The organism is Embleya scabrispora DSM 41855 (genome assembly GCF_000372745.1).
Lineage (GTDB): Bacteria > Actinomycetota > Actinomycetes > Streptomycetales > Streptomycetaceae > Embleya > Embleya scabrispora.
In genome coordinates this window covers 20,270-43,031 of the sequence record NZ_KB889561.1, presented here as the reverse complement: position 1 = coordinate 43,031, position 22,762 = coordinate 20,270, and the positions used below count along the sequence as shown (strand labels likewise).

Genomic DNA, 22,762 nt, shown 5'->3' with positions numbered 1-22,762 from the left:
CACCCGCGCTCAATGTCCGTGCGCAGGTCCGTCCGCGCCGGAGGTCGGTCGGCCGAGGAACCAGTCGCGGGCCAGGTCGGCCACCGCGTCGAGGGTGCCCGGTTCCTCGAACAGGTGGCTCGCGCCGGGGACGACCTCGAGGCGGCTCTCGCAGCGGAGGAAGGTACGCGCGCGGTTGTTGAGTTCCAGTACCACGTGGTCGTTGCCGCCGACGATGAGCAGGGTCCGGGCCGTGACGGCGGGCAGCCGGCCTTCCGCCAGGTCGGGCCTGCCGCCTCGGGAGACGACCGCTCCCACGTCGTCACCGAGTTCGGCCGCCGCCCACAGCGCGGCGGCGGCGCCGGTGCTCGCTCCGAAGTAGTCCACCGCCCGCCCCCGGGTCTCGGGGCGCTCCCGGAGCCCGTGTGTGACGTCGATCAGGCGCCGGGCCAACAGTTCGATGTCGAAGACGTTGGATCGGGCGTCTCCCTCGCTCTCGGTGAGGAGATCGAACAACAACGTGCCCAGGCCGGCTCGATTCAGCGCGGTCGCCACGAAGCGGTTGCGCGGGCTGTGGCGACTGCTGCCGCTGCCGTGCGCGAAGACGACGATGCGTTCGGCTCCCGCGGGCACGATCAGGTGTCCCGGAAGCCGCACGGTTCCGGCCGGCAGCTCGATGTCCGTGTGCGTGGGCACGGATCCCGCAGACCGCGTCGATCCGTTGCCCGCGCCCGCGCCCGGTTCCGCCCTCGTTTGCGCCTCCGGCGACGACTCCGATCGGCGAGCGAGGGCTCGGTCGAGGCGCTCGACGACCTCCTCGTCGGTGGTCTGGGAGAAGTCCGCGTAGAACTGCCCCACCGCCATGAAACCGACGGGCTTGTGCAGGCAGACCACCTCGTCGGCGTCCGGATCCACTCCCTCACCCCAGCCGGCCGGCGCCACCGGTACGGCCAGCACCACGCGCGCCGCACCTCGATCTCGGACGGCACGGCAGGCCGCGCGGGCGGTTGATCCGGTCGCGATGCCGTCGTCGACGACCACGACGGTCCGGCCGCCGAGTTCCAACGGTGGTCGTTCGCCCCGGTAGCGGCGGGCACGGCGTTCCAACAGCTCCCGTTCCCGCCGTTCGATCTCCGCCAATTCGGCTTGGGAGACACCCGAGGCTTGCACCACGTGGTCGTTGAGGACGATGACTCCCTCTTCGGCGACGGCGCCCATTCCCAGTTCCGGTTGGAACGGAACGCCCAGTTTCCGCACCAGGCACACGTCCAGCGGGGCGCGGAGCGCGTCGGCCACCTCGGCGGCCACCGGAACTCCTCCTCGGGCCAGGCCGAGCACGATCACGTCTTGGCCCTCCAAGGGCGCCAGGCGCTCGGCCAGCTTTTGTCCCGCGTCGACACGATCGGTGAAGAGCACGACTTCTTCCCCTTCCGGGCGCGACCTGTCTCATCCGGCCGCCCGGGACACCGACCGACCCGGGAACGGGCGGGCCACGATACGGGCGGGCCACGGAATTCGGCCGCCGCGCACACCGGCTCCCATCGGCGTAACCGCCCGGCCCCGAACGGGCGGGCGGCGGGGGACCGACTGCCGAAGCAGCGGAGAGCCGTCAGCCGAATCCGCCTCTCCCCTCCCTTCGATTCTCCGACGCCCACGGCCTGAGCGCCCGCCGTCCCCGCACGCCGTCCCCGCACGCCGTCCCCGCACGCCCCTCCGCTACGAGGCCGGCACTGGGACTCGACGACCCAATGGACGGTAGGACCGACGGTCGGCGCCGGGTCGGGAAGGGCACTGCCCCATGCCATTCCCGACCCGGCCGGGCCAGGCTCACCGCCGTGGCCACGTGGCCAATGGCAGGCCCGCCCCCGTATCCGGGGTGGTTGACGGGTTCTCGCGGGCGGCGGCGAGCCTGCCGGGTCGGTCGGTTTACGGTGATGTGGGCTCCGCGGCGGGGCGCTTGCCTCGTGCGGGTTGGGTGGGATCTTTCAACAGTTCGGCCAACAGCACGAGGTCGCCCACGGGTCGCGTCATGGCCACCTCCCGCAATACGTCGTCGGCGGCCGTTTTCGAACAGTCCCGCAGGAGTGCGAAGATCCGGGCGACGTCCGGGATCGGCCGATGTGCCGCCGCCAGACGCAACAAGCTTTCCGCCGCGTCTTCCGCCGGCGTCTGTGCGGTGTCGTCGGAGGGTTCCCCGACCGGGTTGTCCGACGTGCCCGCCGCCGGTGACACAGGTGTGTCCGGTGCCGGGTGCGCGCGGGGCGCGGAACGGGAGGCGGGCGACGCCGAGGTGAGCAGCGAAGGCGCCGGATCCCATTTCGGGCGGGCCGCGGGCGAGGCGGCTCGCGGGGGATGGGTGGGTGCCCCCGGCGGGGTCGCCCACGTTTCGAGACGTGCGGTCGGAGCGGCGGGCTCGTGATGCGCCGGCGCCGCGGTCTCGTGATGTGTCGGCGTCGCAAACTCGTGATGCGCCGGCGCCGCGGGTTCGTGCTGCGTCGGCGTCGGCGGTGAGGGATCGGATGTGAGGGCCACGACAGTCTCCCTAAATGTGGAACACGGCCGGATCGCGCCCGTACTTGACACGCCCCGGCCGCCGGACGACGGCGTATACCCGCACCGACGACCGTTCAGACGCACCGGGATCGCCACCCCGACATTCCGCACGACCCCGATGGTCTTCGCCTGTCGAGAAGCGTGCGGGGCGCGGGGCGTTCCGCAGGGGACCGCCTCGCGCGTGTACACGGATACGCGAAGCGGGCCATCTCGTCGTCGAGGAGATGGCCCGCCCGTTGCACCGCGCCTTGCCGCGAGGGCGGCACGCTGTGCGCGTACGTGAGGCGGACCGCCTCCTCATGGTCGAGGAGGCGGCCCGCCCGCCGTACCGCGTCCGGCCGAGACGGCGGCACGGTGTGACTGTGTGTGACGTGCCACCGGTGGCACGCCTGCCCGGGTCGGCATGTGCACCGACCCGGGGTGGTGGCCGGCTCAGGTCGCCGAACCGCCGGCGGCCGTGATGGTGCCGACGAGGGAGCCGACCAGGTCGAGCAGGCTCTTGGCGAGCGAGTTCACCAGGGTCGGGACGTCGGCGACGTCGCTGCCGGTCCTGTCGGCCGTCGGGGTGACCGGCTTGGTGTCCGGGTTGGTGATCGCCGCGGCCAGTGCCTCGGCGTTCGAGACGACCGTGGACACCGCCTGGCTCAGGGTGACCGAAGGCGCCGCCGAGGTGGTGGAAGTGGAGGTCTTGTCCGCCGGAGCCTTGGCAAGCAGGTCCTTGCCCGCGGTCTGTACGGCCGCCAGCCGCTCCCTGACCTTGGAGGTGTCCGCGGTGGCTCCCTCACGCGGTTGCGCCACCGCCAGCAGGTCGGCGGACGCCTTGGCCAGCGTTCCCATCGATCCGAGCTGTTCGATCTGCCTCGTCGCGGCCTCCATCGAGGGCGCGGCGGGCTGTGCCGGAGACGCGACGCGAACGCCGGCAACCGTCGGGGATCCGCCGACCTCCCCGATGGCGACCGCAGTGCCGGCTCCGGCCGCGAGCGCGGCGCTGGTCAGAATGGCGACAATCCGAGTCTTGCGCATGACAAACAGGCCTTCCATCGAATGAACGGGGGTGCCCTACCACCGTCACCCGACGCATGACTTTGCGCAATCGGAAGATTACGCAGGGTGTCATCGCGGGTGTGCGGGGACGCCGCCGCCACCGACACGAACATCCCCGGCCGCCCCATGACCGGCGGCACCCGCGAGGTGGCCGGCTTTCCAAGGCGGGAACCCACCGGTGTCACCGGTTGCGGTCGCCGCCCGAACTCCCCGTCGGGGGGCGGTGGTCGGCGTGCGGACGGGTGTGGGACGAGCCACCCGCCGTGAAGCCGTACGGCGTCGAACCGCCCGAGTGTGAAGCACAGTTGCACGACGGTGAGCGCGGATCCCCGCTTCCGGACGGGACCACCGCAACCGCCGTTGTCACCCATCTCCATACCCGCGCCCGAAAACTCCCTCCTCGCCGCGACTTGCCGACCAGGGGATGCCGGTCGGCCGGATGGGGCGAGGGCGGTCGACGCACGCTCGGACCACGGGCGCCCAGGAGGCCACGGCCCGCCTCACGCGTGTGGTGGTGGGAGCCGAAGAGGGCCGGATCACTGACGCGAGAGGTCGGCCTTTCCCTCCGGAGTCGGACGACGGTCGTCGCCCGGCTCGGAGGTGGCTGCCAGGTCGTCCGGGATGCGGCCCGCCTCGGCGAGGAGGGAGCCGGTCAGGGCCGTCATGACGGGCCCGGATTTGGCCGCGCGGGGAAGGCGCTCGGCGAGTACCGCGTGCAGTTCCCCCGCGCGGGCCAGTTCCCTGCGAAGGTGTCGTACTCGGGCGCCGTGCGCGTCCGCCTCGTCGGCCGGCACCGGCAGGCCGCCGGTGCCAGCCGCGACCGCGCGTCCGTACTCCCGCACGGCACGCCCGAGCACATCGAGGAACTCCGCGTAGGGTGCGAGGGTTTCGCCGTCGGGGGTCAGGTCGGCTCCATCCCGGCGCGCGGCGTCGCGGATCGTCCTGGTGATCGCGATCGTGCGTGTCACCAGGGCCTCCAGAGCCGGGATGCAGCCGTGATCGAGCTCGGGTACCGGACCGTGCCGGCGGATGCGCGGGTTCATCCGGACGCTCTCCCGCGCGTGTTCGGTGGCGGAGCGCAAATCCTCCCATCGGCGAAACGCCCGCAGCGCCCTGCGGTATCGGGCTTCCGCCGCCGCCGTGTCCCATCCGTCGCGCAGCCCGTCGGCGGCGTCCGCCAGGATCTCGGCGATCTCGTCCGCGACGGCCAGTGCGGCCCGTCGACTGTCCCGCAGGTGTACCGGCGGCCAGAGCAGGAAGTTCACCCCGAGCCCGATCGCCGCGCCGAGCAGCGCCTCGCCCAGCCGATGCCCCACGGTCGCGGTGGTGACCGGCCCGTACGACAGTACGAACAGCGCGCTGGTCGAGCTGTACATGCCCTGCTCGCCGAACCGCCGCCAGTTCCCCAGCAGCATCGTGATCGGCAACACGGCGGCCATGGCCCCGATCGTGCTTCCGAGGGCGACCCACGCCAACGCGGCGATCAGCGTTCCGAAGGCCATCGAGACCATGATCTGCGGCGCCTGCGCCACCGAGCGATACACCGTCGCCTGGACGAGCAGGATCGCCACCCACGGTGCCATGATCGCCATCGGCGCCTGCAGCCACCACCCTGCCACCGCCCAGCTGAGCATGGCGGCGAGCGCCGCCTTGGCGGACTGCACGACGAGATCACGCTCACGCCCGGGGCTCTTCCAGGCCCGTGACGCGGAGCGCCCGATGCCTCGAAACTCGGTCCCGACCAACCTCGGGACACCACGAATTCGCCCGATCCAAGAATCTTCAGACATGGGACGAGCCTGTCCGGCCGAGCCGTGTACACACGCCGAGCCGGCGTGACGCGCACCGGTGATGGCAACGGCCGACCGGCGAAACAGGCGGCGTGTACGGCACGGCGTGCTGCGGAGCCGTTGGCTCGGCCTCGACAACAGCCGACATCGAGACGTGTTGGCGGTCCGTTGAAGGAGTATGCCCGGCCGTCGCCGCGCCCGGGGCCGAACCGGCGCTTGTCTGCCGACCGGGTGCCGCGGCCTGCGCCTTCCTCGGGCCCCGAGTTCGTGCCGGGAGGGCCGGCTGCGGGGAAATGGGCTGTAGGTGAGGAGATGGGGGATCTATCGTGCGGGGATGCGCGTGGTGGCGGGGGAGTTGGTGGGGCTGACCGAGGTCGGCTATCGGCGGGCGCGGGCCGGGGGTGGGAGCGAGGGGGCGCGGCTGCCGGTGGGGCGGCTGCGGGTGGATCGGGTGCCGTCCGGGTGCGATGCGGTGTTGGTCGTCGGTGACCTCCAGGGGGTTGCGCCCTCGCCGTGGGGTGGGCCGCCGGTGTTGTTGGGCGTCGCGTTGGCCGACTATCTGACGGTATGGGCCGAGGAGGGGTCGGCGCCGCCGCCGGAGCGGGTGGGCGTGGTGTTGGCCGGTGACCTGTACGCGGCGCCGGCGGCGGATCGACGCGGGGTCGGCGGCGCGGTCCGGGACGTGTGGTGGGCGTTCGCGGCGGCCGGCTGTCCGTTCGTGGTCGGCGTGGCCGGCAATCACGACCTGGTGTCGGCGGCGGAATTGGCCGAGGCCGGTGGGCACGTGAGGCTGCTCGACGGAGACTGCGTGGACCTGGGCGGAGTCCGCTTCGGTGGGGTGGGCCGGATCATCGGCGACCCGGCCCGACCCGGCCGCCGCGCCGAGCGCGCCCAGATCGACCTCCTCGGCCGCGTGCTGGGAGAGGACCCTTCGGTGCTGATCCTGCACGAGGGACCCGCCGGCCCGGACGCCGACGACCGGCCGGGCCGGGCCGAAATCGGCGTCCGGCTCCGGCTCCGGCCACCCGCCCTGACCGTCTGCGGACACGTGCACTGGAACGCCCCTGTCTGCGCATCCATGGATGGACACGTCCTCAACGTCGACGCCCGCGCCGTACTACTGACGCCTTGAAAGGTGCCGAGACCGATGAGACCGACTCGCCGCCGGCGACGCTCGCCCGCGTTGTCACGGGCGTTCGACGGCGTCGACCTCGGTGGGGTGAGCCGCGAGAGTGACGGAGGTCGTCGAAGTGGATGCGGCGGTGGCCGGCGTTGCGGAGGATCGTGGTGATGCGCCGGACGGGGGCGAGCCGCCCGTCCGGCGCTCGGTGGCGGGGACGATCAGGGGTGCACCGTCCAGTGGTGGTTCTGCGCGGCTCGGGTGAAGGCAAGCGACGGGCACAGGAAGTCGCTGCCGCGCGGGTTGGTACTGGTCCAGGGCGAGTCGGTGGAGGTCGCGAGCTGCCACGCGCCGCCCCTGCGGAGCTTGATGTCGGCGCTGTCGAAGGCTGTACTGCGCGCCTCGGTGCAGAAATAGCCCTTGCCGGTGGCGGGGTTGACCGTCGCGTAGATCTCGAAGATGTCCCAGCCGTGGTCGAGTGAGCTCTGGTCGGTGCCGGACGAGCGGAACAGCAACTCCCAGACCTGCGTGCGGTGGTTGTACAGATAGGACGACCAGGAGTTGCCCGAGGTGGCGTCCTTGGTCAACTGCACGCTGTAGGACGTGACTCCGTTGGCGGTGGTGGTGTACTTCGCCAGGAAGTCGGCATTCACCTTGAGGGTCTTGGCGGGGCCGCTCGTGCCGCACCAGTCCCACGCCCATATCTCGGCGCCCTGGCTCCAGTACGCGGTGACCACCTCCATGCACGAGTTCTGCGCCTTGGTGGTCGGGGCGTAGGTGAAGTTCTGCGAGTTGGTGACCCGGTACGACGGATCCACGCTGTGCGTCGCGGTGATGCCGTCATGGGTGCCCGGCTGCGGGAAGACGCCCCAGAAGTTGTGTGTCGGCGCGAGGCTCGCGTCCGCGCCGGTCGCCGCGGCGTCGCTCGGCGTGCCGGCGGAGTCGCCGGAAAGCGTCGCGCGCAGCTTGGCACGCTGCTCGACGAAGGCATGAACGGCCGCGTCACGCCCGGGAGTCGGTGCGTCGGACGCGTTCTGCGAAACGATCCCCCGATGTGGCGCGGTGGGCGAGGGGACGGCGTCGGACCGCTGCGCGCCCGTCGCGCCGGCGGGGCCGGCAGGTCCCAGTGCGACGAGGGCGACGAGAGTGGCGACCCAGGCGGTTATCAGGCCGATGGGTAAGGGGCGGCGATGTTTACGGGCGCGGCGGGACATGTGTCTCCTCGGGTGGGCGGAGGTGGCGTGGAACCGGAGGACGGGCGCCGCCGCGGGATCCGAACCAACCACCGTCGAGCGGGACGTTCTCGTACAGCTCCGGTCGGACGGCATCAAAGTAGCCGGTGGTCCCGTTCCCGGGGTAATCACATCTGCCTATAGCACCACAAGAGCAGGAGGCCACACGGCTGTTCGTGCGCGCGGCGGTTGGCGGCGCGCCGACAGCCGCATCTCCCGGCATGGATCGACTTGTTCGGCCGGGGGCCGATTGCCGGCCGGTGGGAGGAAGGGGAGCGCACAGGTGGACCGGTAGGGAGGCTTCCGGTCGTCGCCGGAGGCGATGCGACCCGAAACGGCCGTAACAGCGAAATATGGGCGGGGAACGATGAGGGAGTACGGGGGCGCGACGACGAGTGGAACGACCCACCCCGGCGGCGGGCTTGGGGCTCGCCCTCGGGCCGGGGCGAGCCGCCTGCGCCGGCCCCGCACTGGGGCTACCCGCCGGCGCGGCCAACTTCGCCGGGCCCGCCACGGCCCGGTTGCAGCGCCTGAACCGCAGGATCGGCCCGATCGCGGTCGCCAAGCGGGTCTTTCGCCCCTCCCGCCCGGGTCGCGTGCAGGACGCGGTGGCGCGCCGGTGTCGGTGCCGATCGTGTCGTTCTACGAGGCCCGAGGCCTGCGCCGATACGACGGACCGGCCCTGCGCGGCGCACTCCTGCGGTAGCCGTACGTCAGCCGCATTTCGGCGGCGTGGGTGTCGGTCGCCTCGGTGTGGGCCACCCCGGCCGGGAGCTTGCGCACTCCGACGCGCTGGAGCACGGCGAACTCAGCGCGCGGGCCCCGCACTTCCAGACCTGGATGTCGCGTACCCATACCTCACCCCGACCGGACCGGTGCACGGGGCGGGGCCGGGCCTGGCCGGGCCCACCGAATCTCCGCCGGCCTGCCGCGCGCGGATTGCCGCGAGGCCGGCGCCCGGCGAGGTGCTCGGCGCGGTACAAAAGTCCAAGTCCGGCCGATGCTTTGTCCGTGGACCCGCCGGGAGGCGGGTGGGCACACTCGGGGTCAAGAGCGAAGAGCGATACCCGCAATGAAGTGCGGCCCGATGTGCACCGTGGCGGCACGCCCCTCCTTGCGGGTGTCCCGTGCTCCCGCACTCCCGGACCGCTCCCAGGGCCTGGCTCCGTGCCGGCGGAGGGCAGGGAATGTGTCCGCGCCCCACCACCCCCACGACTGTGCGTTGTCGCAGAAGGAGTGCCCATGCCCCTGCCCTACCCACGACCGAGGCGGAAACCGGGAGCGGTTTCCGCCTCCGCCGCACTGGTGTCCGCGCTCGTGCTCGCGCTGACCGGCATCGCACCGGTTCCGGCCTCGGCGCCGCCGCCGGCCGCCACGTACACCGTCACCGTGGGCTCCCCGGTGCGGTACACGCATCCGACGGACACCCCGGCCTCGACGTTCGTCGACAAGGACGGCACCTTCTACTTCCAACAGTCCGCCGCGCTGTACGGCGCCGACGACGTGCGCTACTGGGACTTCTTCACCGGCACCGACTTCGACACCGCCACCAGGTCGAGCGCGATCAGCGACGCCGTGAACCCCGCCGACTCCCGGGACCGCAACAACGACACCACCTCGCGCTGCAACAACAGTCCGACCGGTGTCGAGGCGACGTACGCGCCTTCCGGATCGGGCTACTCGCAGCGCAACTACTGTGATCTGTCCGGGGTTTGGGTCGACCCGGACACCGGTGACTGGTACGGCCTGGTGCACAACGAGTTCACGCCCCAGCCGTTCGGCGACGGCATCCACTACGACGCGATCGACTACGCGGTCTCCAAGGATCAGGGCCGGACGTGGACCATCAAGGACCATGTGATCACCTCACCGTGGAGCACCAAGCGCGGTGACACCGCCCAGTTCCCGAACCAGACGTACAACTACGGCAACGGCGACCAGCGGCTGTTCGTCGACACCGCCTCCGGCTACTTCTACGTCTACTACGGTTCGCGGATCGTGGCGAAGGGTGGTAACTGGGAGGACAGTCTCGCGCACGTGGCGCGCGCGCCGATCGCACAGAAGATGGCGCCCGGTTCGTGGCAGAAGTGGTACGGCGGTGCCTGGTCGCAGCCGGGCGTGGGCGGCCGGGAGAGCAACACGGTGCCGGTGGACAGCGCCGGCCAGAGCGGCTGGACGCCCATCGCCAACGACTACAATCCTGCCAACAGCGGCTCGGTGAGCCGGCAGATCGCGGCCGGGAAACTCCCGTCGAAATCGCCGCTGTTCGTCATGAACATCACCTATAACGCCTACCTCGGGCTCTATCTCGGCACCCCCGAGGCCGTCGGCCCCGCTGCCCCGCAGCAGCTGTACGTCACCGACGACCTGGCCACCCAGAAGTGGCATCTGATCGGCGACACCGGCAGCTACGCCAACCGGTCCTGGTACCGGTGGTTCCTCGACGGCGCGAACCGGACCAACTCGACGATCGTCGGCCGGACGTTCCGCTCCTACTGCGCGTTCGAGTGCCAGAACAACGCCTCCGGCGAATACGTCGACCTCACCATTGCCTCCTCCAAGCCCGCCGCGCCGCCGGTGGACGTCAGCAAGGCGTACCGGATCAGCGGCGCGGGCGGCCGGGCGCTGGCCCAGATCTCCGGCACGTCGGCGACCACCTCGGTGGCCTCCACCACCGCGAACGCCTTGGAATCCTGGGTGTTCACCGCCAACGGTGACGGTTCCTACCGGATCGCCAACGCCGCCACCGGCCACCTCCTGGGCGTCGACTCGACCACGAAGGCCGGGCGCGCTTGGGGCGCCAAGCCCACCGCCGTCGCGGCCGGTTCGGGCGGGCCCACCGTCGGACAGCAGTGGTTCGTCGTCGCGACCAAGAATTCCGACAACACGGCCACCGGCACCTTCCGCCTGGTCAACCGCTACAGCGGCCTGGTCATCGGCCTGTCCGGCGAGTCCGGGCGGCTCGCCGAGACGACCCCGACCCGCAGTTGGAGCGACACCACCAACAGCCCGGCCGGAGGTCTTCGCGGCGCGGGTGAACAGACCCTGACCCTGACCGCGAGCGGGTCGGCTCCGGGGGATCCGGTGGAGGGCACCCACACCCTGGTGGCCTCGGGCAAGGCCCTCGACGACCCGAACGGCTCCACCGCCGAGGGCACCCAGCTCATCACCTGGGCCCCCAACGGCGGTACCAACCAGAACTGGATCCTCACCCGCCAGTCCGACGGCAGCTATCGGATCGCGAACGGCCACTCGCAGCTGTGCGCGGACGTCGCCGACCACTCCACCGCACCCGGCGGCAAGGTCATCCAGTGGGCCTGTGGCAGCGGCAGCAACCAGCGGTGGCTGTTCACCCGCCGCTCCGACGGGAGTTACACGATCAAGTCCCAACTCAGCGGTCTGCTGCTGACCACCGCCGCCGGTACGGACGGGGCCATGGTCACCCAGCAGCCGGACACGGGCTCGGCACTCCAGCACTGGACCATCGGCTGATCCTCCGTCGACTCCTGACGCGCCCGCGTCGGCACGCCGATGGGTGATCGGGAAGCCCGCACGGGCCCGCCCTCCGCCTCGTATGGACGGAGGGCGGGCCCGCGGGGCAGGGAGCGCGCCCGATACCTGCCCACCGGGAAGCGTTCCGGACCGAACGCCGGCATCGGCACAGCGAAGCGCGAGGCGGGCACCGGGAGAGTCACCGACGTCCACGCCGACAGCACCAGCGCCGAGCGTGGCCCCGTCGTGTCTTCCGGAGCAGGCTTGGGGACATCCGTTGGCCGGGAGCGGGGTTCGTCCCCGTAGGGTCGGCGGATGGCGAAGTATTTCGATGTGCACCCCGAGAACCCCCAGCCGCGCACCATTGGCAGTGTGGTCGACCTGATCCGCTCCGGATCGCTCGTCGCGTACCCGACGGATTCCTGTTTCGCGCTGGGATGCCGATTGGGCAACCGTGACGGCATCGGCCGGATCCGGACGATCCGCAACCTCGACGACCGGCACCACTTCACCCTGGTGTGCGAGAGCTTCGCTCAACTGGGCCGGTTCGTATACCTGGACAACGACGTGTTCCGTGCCATCAAGGCATCGACACCCGGTCCCTACACCTTCATCCTCCGCGCCACGTCCGAGGTGCCGAAGCAACTGTTGCACCCGAAGAAGAAGACGGTCGGCGTCCGGATTCCCGACCACGTCGTCACCCGGGCCCTGCTCGCCGAACTCGGTGAGCCGATCCTGTCCAGCACGCTGCTCCTGCCCGGCGAGGACGAGCCGCTGACACAGGGCTGGGAGATCAAGGAACGGCTCGACCACGTGGTGGACGCCGTGGTGGACTCGGGCGACTGCGGCACCCGGCCGACCACGGTCATCGACTTCTCCGGCGACGAGGCCGAGATCGTACGCCGTGGAGCGGGCGACACCGCGCGGTTCGAGTAGCGGACTGGTCAGGGGGCGAAGACGCCGGCGCCCGGGTCGAGCCGCCGACCCGGGCGCCCGGCCGTTCGAGGCCCGCCCACCGCCGTGCACCGCGATCGCCGCCCCATCGGCGGCGCATGCCTGCAACATCGGTTGCAACCCCCGGGGTCGGCGGGAAGGCCGTGGCGGGCAGGAAGGCGTCTCAGGGCGACGCTTCGTAGCAGGTGGCGGTCGCGGCGGCGCGATTGCGCAGGGAGGTGCGCAACCACTGCGGGGCCAGGGCCTCCGCGTTCGTGGCGAGCTGCCACAGCGCCCATTCGGCGTGTCTGGGATCCTGGAAGGTCACCTCCAGCCGCAACCAGCCGTCCGCGTCGGCTTCTTCGGCGCGGACGGCCAGCGCGGTGCCCACCAACTCCTCGCGTCGTGCCGGGTTCACCCGTACCAGCACAACGACCTGCTCGCCGCCGGTGCGGAACCGCGTGCTGCGTTCCTGCCAGGCCCGGTCCAGATCGACCCGCTCCGGTCGCTGTGCCGGTTCGGCGAGTTCCTCGGCGGCCGACACCCGGGACAGCCGGTAGGTGCGGTCCGCGCCGGCCCTGGTGGCCAGCAGGTAGCCCTGGTCGCGCACGGTGACCAGGCCGATCGGGTCCACCGTGCGCCACTTCGCGCTCTGGTCCGCGGCCGCGTAGCGGATGCGCAACCTGTGTCCGGCGAGCACCGCGCGCCGGACCTCGGCCACGACGGCGTCGGGCACCTCATCGGCGGCCGACCGACGTGAGAGGAGGTCGATCTCCGGGTCGATGAGCAATCGCCGCACCGCGCCGGCCGCCGTGGCCCGATCGCTCTCCGGGAGCGCGTCGACCACCTTGCGCATGGCCGAAGCGAGCGCCGAGCCCAGACCGAACGCCTGCGCGCCGCGCCGCGATCCGGCGACCAGCAGGGCGAGTGCCTCGTCGTGGTTCAACCCGGTGAGCTCGGTCTGGAAACCCGGCAGCAACACGAAACCGCCGTGCCGCCCGCGTTCGGCGTAGACCGGGACGCCGGCCGCGGACAGCGCCTCGATGTCACGCAGCACGGTGCGAGTGGACACCTCCAACTCGCGCGCCAGCGCGCCCGCGGACAACCGACCGTGCTGCCGCAGCAGCAACACCAGCGATACCAACCGATCCGCGCGCACACGAAAACTCTACGGGAATACACGACACAGGATGTCGTGATTCGTTGACAGGCTTACCAGGCACCACAAAACCCCACCACACACGAGAGGTGACCCGCCATGGCACACGCCATCGTCAACCCGGACGGTCTGCACGACCCGACCCCGTTCGGCTACAGCCACACCGCCACCGTCCCCGCGGGCACGGAACTGGTGCTCGTCGCGGGCCAGTACGCGTCGGGCCCGGACGGCGCGGTCGTCTCGGCCGACTTCACCGAACAGGTGAAGCAGACGTTCCGCAACATCGAAGTCGCTCTGGCCGCCCATGGACTCGACCTCAGCCACGTCGCCCAACTCAGGACGTACGTGGTCGACCACGACGTCACCAAGCTGGGACCGATCGCCGAGGCCGTGCAGAAGGGCTGGGGTACGAAACCCCCCACGCAAACCCTCATCGGTGTCGCGAGTCTGGCCGCGCCCGACGTGTTGTTCGAGGTCGAGGCCCTCGCCGCCCGACCCTGACCCGGCGCCGCCCGTACCCGGGCTGTTCGACCCGACGGGGGGTTGGCCGGCCCCCTGTGACCAGGACCGTGTTCGTACCGCGGACCTCGGTTCGAGCAGCCCGGGCGGGCTGCGGCGTCCGGTGGGAGGGTCCGAGACTCCGGATCATGATCCCGGGAACGCCGGACCGGCGAAGCTCATCCGCGCCGCTCCGATAACATCATCCGACTCACGACGATCACCCGAGCGCCCTCCTTCACCAGAAATCCATGCAAACCGGCGCGAAGGGTGATCATTTACTGAAATCCAACAAAGCGGCCAAGTAATTGATATCCATAATAGTGCGGACTTTTTCGCGAACAAGTCGTAGAACCACGACCGCCGTGCGGTGTCGGTCGCGGGTGATCCTGTGGGCCGCAGGGGGTGTGGCGGCCCTCGGATTTCTCGTCACCTTGGAGATCGTCGCACGTCGCCACGGCCTGCCGGGGCCGATCACCAATCAGGCGCGAGAGGTGATATTCGCTCCCAGCTCGGGGCCGCTGTTGTACGCCGGCCTGGCGTTGACGATGGTGGTGCTCACCTGGCGGCAGCGGTTCATCGCGGCCGGCGCCGCGATCGCCATCGACGTCGCCATCTGGCCGGTGCGGTGGATGGTCGACGCCCGGATGAACTTCGGCAACGGCGCGTTGTGGGTGATCCTGGGCTGTGCGGTCATCGCCGTCACGCGCCGCACCGGCCGGGAACGTGTTCTGCTGTTGAAGGGCGTCGGGCTGGGACTGCTGCTGGTGGCAGGCCACAAGACAGGCGACACCTGGCTGCACATCACGTCGCTCACCCGCCCGGCTGTGCTCGACCAGTACGTGGCAACCGCCGATCACGCGCTGGGTGACCCGTCGTGGATGGTCGGCCGAATGGTGGAGGCCACCGGCCCGACCGGCGCCCACGTCCTCGGCGGCGTCTACGGTCAGCTGCCGCTGGCGGCGGCCATCATCGCGCTGTACCAACTACGCAACGTGGCGGTCGAGCGCCGCTTCCCGAGCCATCACCTGGTGCGCACCTTCCTGGTCATCGGTCTGCTCGGACCAAGCATCTACATGATCTTCCCCGTGGTCGGACCGGTCTTCGCCTACGGCACCGACGGCGGGCAATGGGCGGTGGGCAACCTGTGGCCGGACACCCTGCCGCCGATCGGCACCCCGCACCCCATACGGTTCGACGAGATCACCCCCCGCAACTGCATGCCCAGCCTGCACACGGCGTGGGCCACCACGCTCTTCATCCATTCCCGCAGGGGCTCGTGGTTCTTCCGATTCGCGGGAACCTTCTGGTTGATCGGCACGCTCACGGCCACCCTGGGATTCGGCTACCACTACGGCGTTGATCTCGTGGCCGGTGTGGTGTTCGCGCTCACCATCGAGGCGGCGATGCGCTCGTTCGGCCGTGGCTGGGACCGGCCGGGAGTCCGACTGGTCATCTACGGCGCGACGGTTTTCGCGGTGCTCCTGGTGTCGTACCGCTATCTGCCGACGGAGATGGCCGGACATCCGTGGGTGTTCGGACCACTGCTCATTCTGGCGATGACCTCGGTCATCGCCTGCTACGTGCGGACCACCAGACTGTGGGACCCCAAGGCGGCGCCGGCGGAGCACTCGGAATCGCAACTCCTGCCGGCGTGATCGCCGTGCGCCCACGCCCGTTCGAACCGGCCCTGCCGGAAGAGCCGATCGGGGTCGTCCGTGGCGGCGAGCGCCGGGGACGTGGAACCCGGCAGTCAGGGCCTCGGCCGCCGCCTGCTTGGCGGCCAACGCGTCCGAGGGCCGTGAGACCTCGACCTCGTTGGGTGCCTTCGGATCGGCCGTGGCCCCGAGCACCGCGCGCACCTGCTCGACCCAGTGGGCGGCGCACCCTCGACCACGGATCCGTGTTCCGGTCAGGGGCGGGTGTCCGCGGTCGGCATTCCCGGCGTTCTGCCGTCCAGGACCGGTCGGTTCGGCATCGAGGTGCGCGGCACTTCGAAGCGCGCGAGCCGGATGTACGGGGCGAGGCATTCCGGCGGGGCCTTGCGATCGGGGAGGCGCACGTCGAGCCTGAGGCGGTTCCGGTCCGCGTACAGCCGGGCGCCCTCGGGGTCGAGGCAGCCTGCCTCGACGGTCACGGAGACCACGACGTTGTGGGCGAAGTCGGTCGCGGGGGTGGGCTCCGGCGGGCGTTTGCTCGGGTTGCCGGCGAACACGCCTGCCAGGACGTTCGCGTCCTGGGCTGCCGATTCGGCGACGGCGAAGACCTTGGGGAGGCCGCGGGCGTCGGTGAACGAGATGGTTCGGGTGTCGAGGCGGCCGTCGGCGGGGATGGTGGGGGACCGGGTGCCCGGGGGTGTGGTGCTCGATGGGGTGGCGCCCGGGGTGACCGGTGTTCCTGCGGGGGCGGCGGGTGAGGTGAGCGAAGCGGTGACCGGTGCGGTGACCGGTATGTCGGATGCCGTTCGGATCGGTCCTCCTGCCGCGGGCTTGTCGTCGTCACCGCGGGTGAGCAGGAGCCACAGTCCGACCGCGATGCAGACGGCGGCGATCAGTGCGGCGGTGACGACGCGGATCGTCCGTGTGGCGGGTGGTCGTGCGTTCGACTCGGCCATGGTGATGTGACGTCGGGGCCCGATGTCCGGTTCCCCGCGTCGACAACCGGCGGGGCACGCTTCCGGTTCGCAGTCGACGTGGTCGTACCACCGGTGTCTCTCGGTGCGCGCCCTTGCCGCTCGCCGCCTGCCTGCCGACGGCGTGGCCGGCAGGCGGACGCAAGCGCGGGAGGCCCGTCCGGGGTCCGGACGGGCCTCCCGCGCTTGTACGCCCTGATCGGGAGGTTCCCGGGGTCAGGAGGCGGACGACGGTGCGACGGCGCCTGTCGGGGTCCCGGCCGCGACGCTCGGCTCCGCACCCGGGGCGCGGCGCCGGCGAACGAGGGAGGTGATCAGGACGACGGCGGCGGCCAGCAGGGAGAGCAGCATCTGCTTGCGGCCGGCGTCGTCGTACAGCATGTAGCCGATCACGAAGAGCAGGAATGCCGCGGTGCCGTAGGTCACGTACGGGAAGCCCCACATCTTCACGGTCAACTTCTCGGGCGCCTCGCGCTCCAGGATGCGGCGCATGCGCAGCTGGGTGAGGCAGATCGACAGCCAGATGAACAGGGCGATGGCGCCGGACGAGTTCAGCAGGAAGTCGAAGACGGTGTCCGGCGAGGTGTAGTTGAAGATCACCGCGACGAAGCCGAAGACCACCGAGGCCAGGACGGCATTGCGCGGGACACCACTACGGCTGACGGCGCCGAAGGCCCGCGGCGCGTCGCCGCGCTTGGCCAGCGAGAACGCCATGCGCGACGCGCTGTACAGGCCCGAGTTGAAGCACGAGAGCACCGCGGTGAGCACGATGACGTTCATGATCTGGCCGGCGGCCGGGATGTTCAGGTGGTCCAGGACCGCCACGTACGAGCTCGCGCCGACGGCGCTGGAATCCCACGGCATCAGGGTGACCACGATGAGGATGGAGCCCAGGTAGAACAGCGCGATCCGCCAGATCACGCTGTTGGTGGCGCGGGTGACCGCGCGTCGCGGGTCCTTGGACTCGCCCGCCGCGAGGGTGACGATCTCGCTGCCCATGAAGGAGAACGCGACGAGCAGCATGCCGGAGAGAATCTGGCCCCATCCGTTCGGCAGGAAACCGCCGTGGCCGGTGAGGTTGGTCAGGCCGACCGGGTCGGTGTCCGGCAGCACGCCGAAGATCGCCAGCCCGCCGATCACCAGGAACGCCGCGATCGCGACGACCTTGATGCCCGCGAACCAGAACTCGAACTCGCCGTACGAGCCCACCGAGATCAGGTTGGTCCCGGTCAGCAGCACCATCACCGCGAGGGTGAAGGCCCACTGCGGCACGGCGCCCACCCAACCGTGCAGGATCGCGCCGCCGGCGGTGGCCTCCACCGCGAGTACGACGACCCAGAAGAACCAGTACAGCCAGCCGACCGTGAACCCCGCCCAGCGGCCGAAGGCTCGGTCGGCGTACGAGGAGAAGGAGCCGCTCGTCGGGTTGGCCGCCGACATCTCGCCGAGCATCCGCATGACGAAGACGATCATCAGGCCGGTGAGGGCGTAGGAGATCAGGATGCCCGGACCGACCTTGTTGACGCCCGACCCCGAGCCCACGAAGAGGCCGGCCCCGATCACGCCGCCGATGGCGATCATCGACAGGTGGCGGTTCTTCAGTCCGCCGCTGAGGCCCTGCCCAGCGGGAGACGACGCCTCGATCACGTTCGGGGGTGCGGTCTTCCGATGTTCGGGGACCTGCGTTGACATGCGGTAGCTCCTCGCCTGGGGGGCGTTTGTGGTTCGCGAATGCGAGAACGGGATGCGCGATACGGATCCCGACGGCCGACGGCGATGTGCGCGACGTCACCAGCCCGGAGGAAGTTATGTCGTCTTTGGTCCGTTGAACAATGCATTCATCCTCTGATGAGACTTATGACACACTACGTGGAGTGATCGGTAGGTCACGGCGGCTGCGCCGAGGCGGGATCACCGACAGCCGTAGTCGGCCCAATTGTCGGTACCGGTGCCGTGGAACTGTTCCGGAAGCAGTCGACCGGGTCGTCGATGAAGGCCTTGGCGCCCAGTCCGACGGCGACGGCGGTGGCGCGGGTCAGGGTGCGCGTCGTACCGGAGGCCAAACGGCTGCTCTTGCACACCGAGTTGCCCGCCGGCGCCATTGGAGACCGGCTGGGCTTCCCGGACTCCTCGGTCTTCACCAAGTTCTTCCGCCATCGCGCGGGCGAGACACCGGCAGCCTCCCGTGCCCGTGCCCGTGCCCGTGCCCGTGCCCGTGCCCGTGCCCGTGCCCGCGGCACCGGGACGTAGCGGCGCGAGCTCGCCGAGGGGGGCGACGTTGCGGCCGGAGCGCTGCGCCCGGTCCGACACTTGTCCGCCGGACGTCTTGAATTCCGCAACTTTCGTCCCCCCACCGTGGATGATCGGCTTGTCGGGCGTCCTGCAAGCCCGACCCGAGCACGGATTCGAGGGAGTGGACATGGCGGATCGGCAGTCCGGCACCGTGAAGTGGTTCAACGACGAGAAGGGATACGGTTTCATCACCCCCGAAAGCGGTCCGGACCTCTTCGTGCACTTCAGGGCGATCCAGGGGGACGGTTTCAAGAGCCTCAAGGAAGGTCAGCAGGTGAGCTTCGTCGCGGTGCAGGGTCAGAAGGGCATGCAGGCGGACGAGGTCTTCGCGGAGGGCTGAGCCCGCCCGGTCGGGTTCCTCCGGTCGACCGGCTCGATGCGCCTGGTGGCGAGGCCGGATGTCGGGAACCGAGCCGCCCGGTCTGCGTGGACGGTGACGACCGCCTCACGACCTTCCTCGATGACGTCGCACGGACGAGGTCGTGGTGGTCGTTCAGCGGGCGCGTTCCCATCCTCGCCGGGGAGCCCGCGAGCCCAGCTGCGTGTCGCGGCTGCGGTGGACGATGTACGGGCGAGTGACGTACCCCAGCGGAGCGGTGAGCATGTGGACCAGCCGGGTGCAGGGCCGGACGGCGAACAGCGCCAGTGCGCTGAGCGCGTGGAGCCGGAACAGCAGGGGCACGCCGGTCATCGGCGCGGGGTCGGGCCGCAGGTGGAAGATCGACCGGAACCAGGGGGAGATGGTGGTCCGATAGTCGTAACCGTCGCCGACGATGTTGGCGGACACGGTGGCTGCCAGGCCCGGCATGTGGCCGGCGGGCCGGCCGGGAACAGCGATGACACCGATGCTGCGACGCGGTTCAGGCCATGAGCAATCGGAGGCCGAGATCTGCCGCGTCGAGGTCGGCGAGGTCGCTGTTGTGCTCGGCCCACCGGCCGGATTCGAGGTCGTCGCCGAGGCTTCGTACCGCCCGCTGCTCGGCCTCCGGCCCGACCCTCGTCCACACCGACATCGCACGGCGCACGTGATCCTCCAGATACGCCCCCGGTCGGCGCCAGTACGCCTCGAACAGGCCGTCAGCGCAGTCCCACGGGATGAGCACCGGTTCCGCGCGGGCGCCGATCGCGTCGGCCATCCCGGCAAGCGAGGGAAATTCCGCGAGGACGGCGGCGAACTCGGGCAGGTAGTCGCGGGTAAGCCAGAACCGGTCCGGCCATCCGGGCTCGTCGGTGTCGAACGTGAGCACCACCACGCGGCGGGCCACGCGCCGCATCTCGCGCAGCCCCGCCATCGGGTCTCCCCAGTGGTGAACGGTGGAGACGGCCATCGCGACGTCGAAGGAGTCGTCCTCGAACGGCAGGCTCTCCGCGGCGGCGGCCACGCACGGCGCCGAGCCGGCGGGCCGCTGCGCCCGCATGACCGCCGATGGCTCCACCGCGATCACGTCGCGATCGGCAGGCTCGTAGGAGCCGGTGCCGGCCCCGACGTTCAGCACCGTCTGCGCGTCCCCGAGCGCGTCCCAGATCTGCGCGGCGATCTGCGGCTCGGTACGCCGTGTCGCGGTGTAGGCGCCGCCGATCGTGTCGTACAGCCGTGCACCGAGCATCTCCAGTTGTTCCTCCGGTGTCACCTTCAATCCCTTCGCTCGTGCCTCGAGTTCCCGGTCGATGGCCGTCACCATGGCGTCGGCGCGATCACGCCGCTCCAGCAGCAGGCCGCGCAGTCGGCGCAGGTGCGCGATTGCGTCGGTGGACGGGTCGCCGACCAGTTCGGCGACCTCCCGCAGCCCGAAGCCCAACCGTCGGTAGGCCAGCACCTCCCGCAGCCGCTCGACGTCGCCTGCCGAATAGGCCCGGTAGCCGGCCACGGTCCGCGCCGACGGCCGAACGAGTCCGATCTCGTCATAGTGATGCAGCGTGCGGACGCTCACGCCGGCCAGCTCTGCCACACGTCCCACGGTCCAGTGATTCTCCACGGCACCGACTATGCGGCCTGACGCCACGTGAGGGTCAAGAGCCTCACTCACGGCAGCAACAGCCGAACGCCAAGCACCGATCCGGGGCGACTCCGGCAAGCCGGAGCGATGGTCCGGTGCAGCGAAACCTGTGCTGGATACCCACTACGAGACCGGACCCGGCCCAACGGGCACGGCTCGTCGACATCCGCCGCAATCTCGGCGCAGGCGTCGTCGAGGCCCACCAGGAAGGCCGGTTCGGCGAGGTCGAGGACTCCACGTCGGCCTCGCCCAAGCCATGATGAAGGCGACAAAGGATCGAGGTCGGTGCCCGGATGGAGGCAGCAGTGAAGTGCCCTGACATGTCGCGCGGTGCGCGTTTCGCCACGCATGGCGCCGTTTCCACATCGCTGGCCCGGTGCAGTGACGGCGCGCTGCGCGAACTGCTGGACAAGGCGGAGCCGATCGGTTCCGGTATCGGCGGGAAGTCGGCTCTGTTGGAAGTCGCCGGAACCCCGGTCTTCGTGAAGCGTGTGCCCCTCACCGATGTGGAGATGCGACCGGAGAGCGTGCGGTCCACGGCGAACTTGTTCGCGCTGCCCGTGTTTTGCCAGTACGGCATCGGCGGGCCGAGCTTCGGGGCCTGGCGGGAACTCGCCGTGCACACCATGACGACGAACTGGGTGCTCGCAGGCGAGTACGAGGGCTTTCCGCTGATGTATCACTGGCGAGTGCTGCCGGATTCGACGCCTCTGCCCGAGGAACTGGCCGACGTCGAACGGGCCGTCGCCTACTGGGGCGGCGGATCAGCGGTGCGCCGCCGGATCGAGGCTCTCGAGCAGTCCTCCGCGAGCGTCGCACTGTTTCTGGAGTACATACCGCAGAACCTGCATCAGTGGCTGGGCCGGCAGATGCACGCCGGCGACGAGGCCGCCGACCGGGCCTGCGGCATGGTGCGGAGAGACCTGGCAGCGGGAACGACGTTCATGAACGGCCGCGGCCTTCTGCACTTCGACGCCCACTTCGAGAACATCCTGACCGACGGCAAGCGCCTCTACTTCGCGGACTACGGCCTTGCTGTCTCCTCCCGATTCGAGCTCTCGTGGGAGGAGGCCGGCTTCTTCGACCGGCATCGGACCTATGACCGTTGCTACTCGATCACCTACCTGGTGAACTGGCTGGTCACGGCCCTTTACGGGCATGGGAGAGACGACCGGGAGGCGCGGGTTCGAGCGTATGCCCGAGGCGAGCGCCCCACGGGAATCCCGGAGGCGGCCGCGGCGATCATCGCCCGCCACGCGCCGCTCACCGCAGTGATGGCGGACTTCTTTCGCGAACTCCGGCACGAGAGCAGGGAGACCGCGTATCCGCTGGAGGAGATCCGTCGGATCGGTGGGATGTTCGGCTCGTCGATCGGCTGAAGGGCAGCAGGCGTATTCGTGCCGCCACCCGTGTCGGGTGCGCCGGACCGGCTCGCCGGACCGGCGGCGGGTCGAGGTACACCGCCGGCAGCCCGAATCGCGGCGCGGCGCCACCGAAGAGCCTGAGTCGGTGGCGGGTGACCCGGGCTTCGTTCAGCTTGATGTCTCGGGGAGGTGCATGACGTAGTGCCACTGTCCGTCCTGCAGTCCGGTGTACCGCAGGTCCGGCAACGCCGCGTACAGCGCCTTGCGCGCGGCCTGGTTTCCGACCTGGATCTGGGCGTGCAACACACGCACCGTGGCCGCCTGGGCCAGCGACGCGACTTCCTTGACCAACCGCGTGCCGAGACCGTTTCCCTGATACCGGTCGCAGACCAGGGCGGCGAGGTCGGCGTGGTGGGGATCGCTGTTCAGTCCGTACTCCGCCCAGCCCACGATGCGGCCCCTGCTCTCGGCCACGTACGCGTTCCAAGTGCTTCGCGCCCAGCCTTCGGCGATCCCGGCCGGGTACCAGTCGGGGATTGTGCTGCACGGCACGCCGAATCGCCGGGCGAGTGCGTTCTGCGAGATGCCGGAGACGGCCCGGCCGAGCTTGTCGATATCGTCCGCGCGCCACGAGCGCAGGTGCACGGTGTCGGACGCGACCACGGTGGTCACGGTGA

At 70.4% G+C, this 22,762-nt stretch carries 18 protein-coding genes; 8 read left to right on the top strand and 10 right to left on the bottom strand.

Annotated features, from left to right (window positions below; genetic code table 11):
- Nucleotides 1–9 precede the first annotated feature (9 nt).
- The 3 genes from A3IC_RS51695 to A3IC_RS51690 all read right to left on the bottom strand — a co-directional run bounded on the left by A3IC_RS51695 (nt 10) and on the right by A3IC_RS51690 (nt 5,240).
- Nucleotides 10–1,395 (bottom strand): phosphoribosyltransferase family protein, encoded by a 1,386-nt coding sequence (locus A3IC_RS51695; protein ID WP_020548040.1) that lies wholly within the window; start codon nt 1,393–1,395, stop codon nt 10–12.
- Between the two features lie 1,569 nt (nt 1,396–2,964).
- Nucleotides 2,965–3,555: a hypothetical protein gene (locus tag A3IC_RS0100200; protein WP_020548038.1), complete on the bottom strand. Its 591-nt coding sequence runs from the start codon at nt 3,553–3,555 to the stop codon at nt 2,965–2,967.
- A gap of 557 nt (nt 3,556–4,112) precedes the next feature.
- Entirely contained in the window at nt 4,113–5,240 is a 1,128-nt protein-coding gene (locus A3IC_RS51690) for an FUSC family protein (RefSeq protein ID WP_020548037.1), read from the bottom strand.
- Nucleotides 5,241–5,700: 460 nt separating this feature from the next.
- Between A3IC_RS51690 and A3IC_RS0100190 the strand changes: the two genes are divergently transcribed.
- Nucleotides 5,701–6,498, top strand: coding sequence for a metallophosphoesterase family protein (locus A3IC_RS0100190; protein ID WP_020548036.1), 798 nt, complete (start codon nt 5,701–5,703; stop codon nt 6,496–6,498).
- Nucleotides 6,499–6,707: 209 nt separating this feature from the next.
- Here the strand turns inward: A3IC_RS0100190 and A3IC_RS0100185 are convergent, their stop codons facing one another.
- Nucleotides 6,708–7,700 carry a hypothetical protein gene (locus A3IC_RS0100185; protein WP_020548035.1) on the bottom strand — a complete coding sequence of 331 codons (993 nt, stop codon included), beginning with the start codon at nt 7,698–7,700 and terminating at the stop codon, nt 6,708–6,710.
- Nucleotides 7,701–8,960: 1,260 nt separating this feature from the next.
- On the opposite strand from A3IC_RS0100185, the gene A3IC_RS0100175 reads away from it, so the two are divergent.
- Together A3IC_RS0100175 and A3IC_RS0100170 are read left to right on the top strand one after the other, a co-directional pair.
- On the top strand, nt 8,961–11,210 hold the full coding sequence (locus A3IC_RS0100175; protein ID WP_052173150.1) for an RICIN domain-containing protein: 2,250 nt from the start codon (nt 8,961–8,963) through the stop codon (nt 11,208–11,210).
- Nucleotides 11,211–11,525: 315 nt separating this feature from the next.
- Nucleotides 11,526–12,146 (top strand): L-threonylcarbamoyladenylate synthase, encoded by a 621-nt coding sequence (locus A3IC_RS0100170; protein WP_020548033.1) that lies wholly within the window; start codon nt 11,526–11,528, stop codon nt 12,144–12,146.
- Nucleotides 12,147–12,327: 181 nt separating this feature from the next.
- Here A3IC_RS0100170 and A3IC_RS0100165 read toward each other — a convergent pair whose 3' ends face one another.
- Nucleotides 12,328–13,302 (bottom strand): helix-turn-helix transcriptional regulator, encoded by a 975-nt coding sequence (locus A3IC_RS0100165; RefSeq protein WP_020548032.1) that lies wholly within the window; start codon nt 13,300–13,302, stop codon nt 12,328–12,330.
- Nucleotides 13,303–13,401: 99 nt separating this feature from the next.
- Here A3IC_RS0100165 and A3IC_RS0100160 point away from each other — a divergent pair, with 99 nt between their 5' ends.
- Together A3IC_RS0100160 and A3IC_RS0100155 are read left to right on the top strand one after the other, a co-directional pair.
- Complete coding sequence (locus tag A3IC_RS0100160; RefSeq protein ID WP_020548031.1) at nt 13,402–13,803, top strand: RidA family protein; 402 nt, start codon at nt 13,402–13,404, stop codon at nt 13,801–13,803.
- A gap of 383 nt (nt 13,804–14,186) precedes the next feature.
- Nucleotides 14,187–15,458 (top strand): phosphatase PAP2 family protein, encoded by a 1,272-nt coding sequence (locus tag A3IC_RS0100155; protein ID WP_040875945.1) that lies wholly within the window; start codon nt 14,187–14,189, stop codon nt 15,456–15,458.
- A 254-nt stretch (nt 15,459–15,712) separates the two neighbouring features.
- Here A3IC_RS0100155 and A3IC_RS0100150 read toward each other — a convergent pair whose 3' ends face one another.
- Together A3IC_RS0100150 and A3IC_RS51685 are read right to left on the bottom strand one after the other, a co-directional pair.
- Entirely contained in the window at nt 15,713–16,414 is a 702-nt protein-coding gene (locus tag A3IC_RS0100150) for a hypothetical protein (RefSeq protein WP_026217702.1), read from the bottom strand.
- A gap of 234 nt (nt 16,415–16,648) precedes the next feature.
- Complete coding sequence (locus A3IC_RS51685; protein ID WP_079026154.1) at nt 16,649–18,124, bottom strand: amino acid permease; 1,476 nt, start codon at nt 18,122–18,124, stop codon at nt 16,649–16,651.
- Nucleotides 18,125–18,421: 297 nt separating this feature from the next.
- Here A3IC_RS51685 and A3IC_RS0100140 point away from each other — a divergent pair, with 297 nt between their 5' ends.
- Complete coding sequence (locus A3IC_RS0100140; protein WP_079026193.1) at nt 18,422–18,682, top strand: helix-turn-helix domain-containing protein; 261 nt, start codon at nt 18,422–18,424, stop codon at nt 18,680–18,682.
- A gap of 169 nt (nt 18,683–18,851) precedes the next feature.
- Nucleotides 18,852–19,064 (top strand): cold-shock protein, encoded by a 213-nt coding sequence (locus A3IC_RS0100135; protein ID WP_026217701.1) that lies wholly within the window; start codon nt 18,852–18,854, stop codon nt 19,062–19,064.
- Between the two features lie 153 nt (nt 19,065–19,217).
- Here the strand turns inward: A3IC_RS0100135 and A3IC_RS51680 are convergent, their stop codons facing one another.
- Both A3IC_RS51680 and A3IC_RS0100125 read right to left on the bottom strand, forming a co-directional pair.
- A complete protein-coding gene (locus tag A3IC_RS51680; protein ID WP_020548026.1) occupies nt 19,218–19,532 on the bottom strand; it encodes a respiratory nitrate reductase subunit gamma in 315 nt (104 codons plus the stop codon).
- Nucleotides 19,533–19,584: 52 nt separating this feature from the next.
- Nucleotides 19,585–20,682 (bottom strand): MerR family transcriptional regulator, encoded by a 1,098-nt coding sequence (locus A3IC_RS0100125; RefSeq protein WP_026217700.1) that lies wholly within the window; start codon nt 20,680–20,682, stop codon nt 19,585–19,587.
- Between the two features lie 359 nt (nt 20,683–21,041).
- On the opposite strand from A3IC_RS0100125, the gene A3IC_RS0100120 reads away from it, so the two are divergent.
- Nucleotides 21,042–22,100, top strand: coding sequence for a protein kinase family protein (locus A3IC_RS0100120; RefSeq protein ID WP_020548024.1), 1,059 nt, complete (start codon nt 21,042–21,044; stop codon nt 22,098–22,100).
- Between the two features lie 153 nt (nt 22,101–22,253).
- Here the strand turns inward: A3IC_RS0100120 and A3IC_RS0100115 are convergent, their stop codons facing one another.
- Nucleotides 22,254–22,757 (bottom strand): GNAT family N-acetyltransferase, encoded by a 504-nt coding sequence (locus A3IC_RS0100115; RefSeq protein WP_158695756.1) that lies wholly within the window; start codon nt 22,755–22,757, stop codon nt 22,254–22,256.
- Nucleotides 22,758–22,762: the final 5 nt, after the last annotated feature.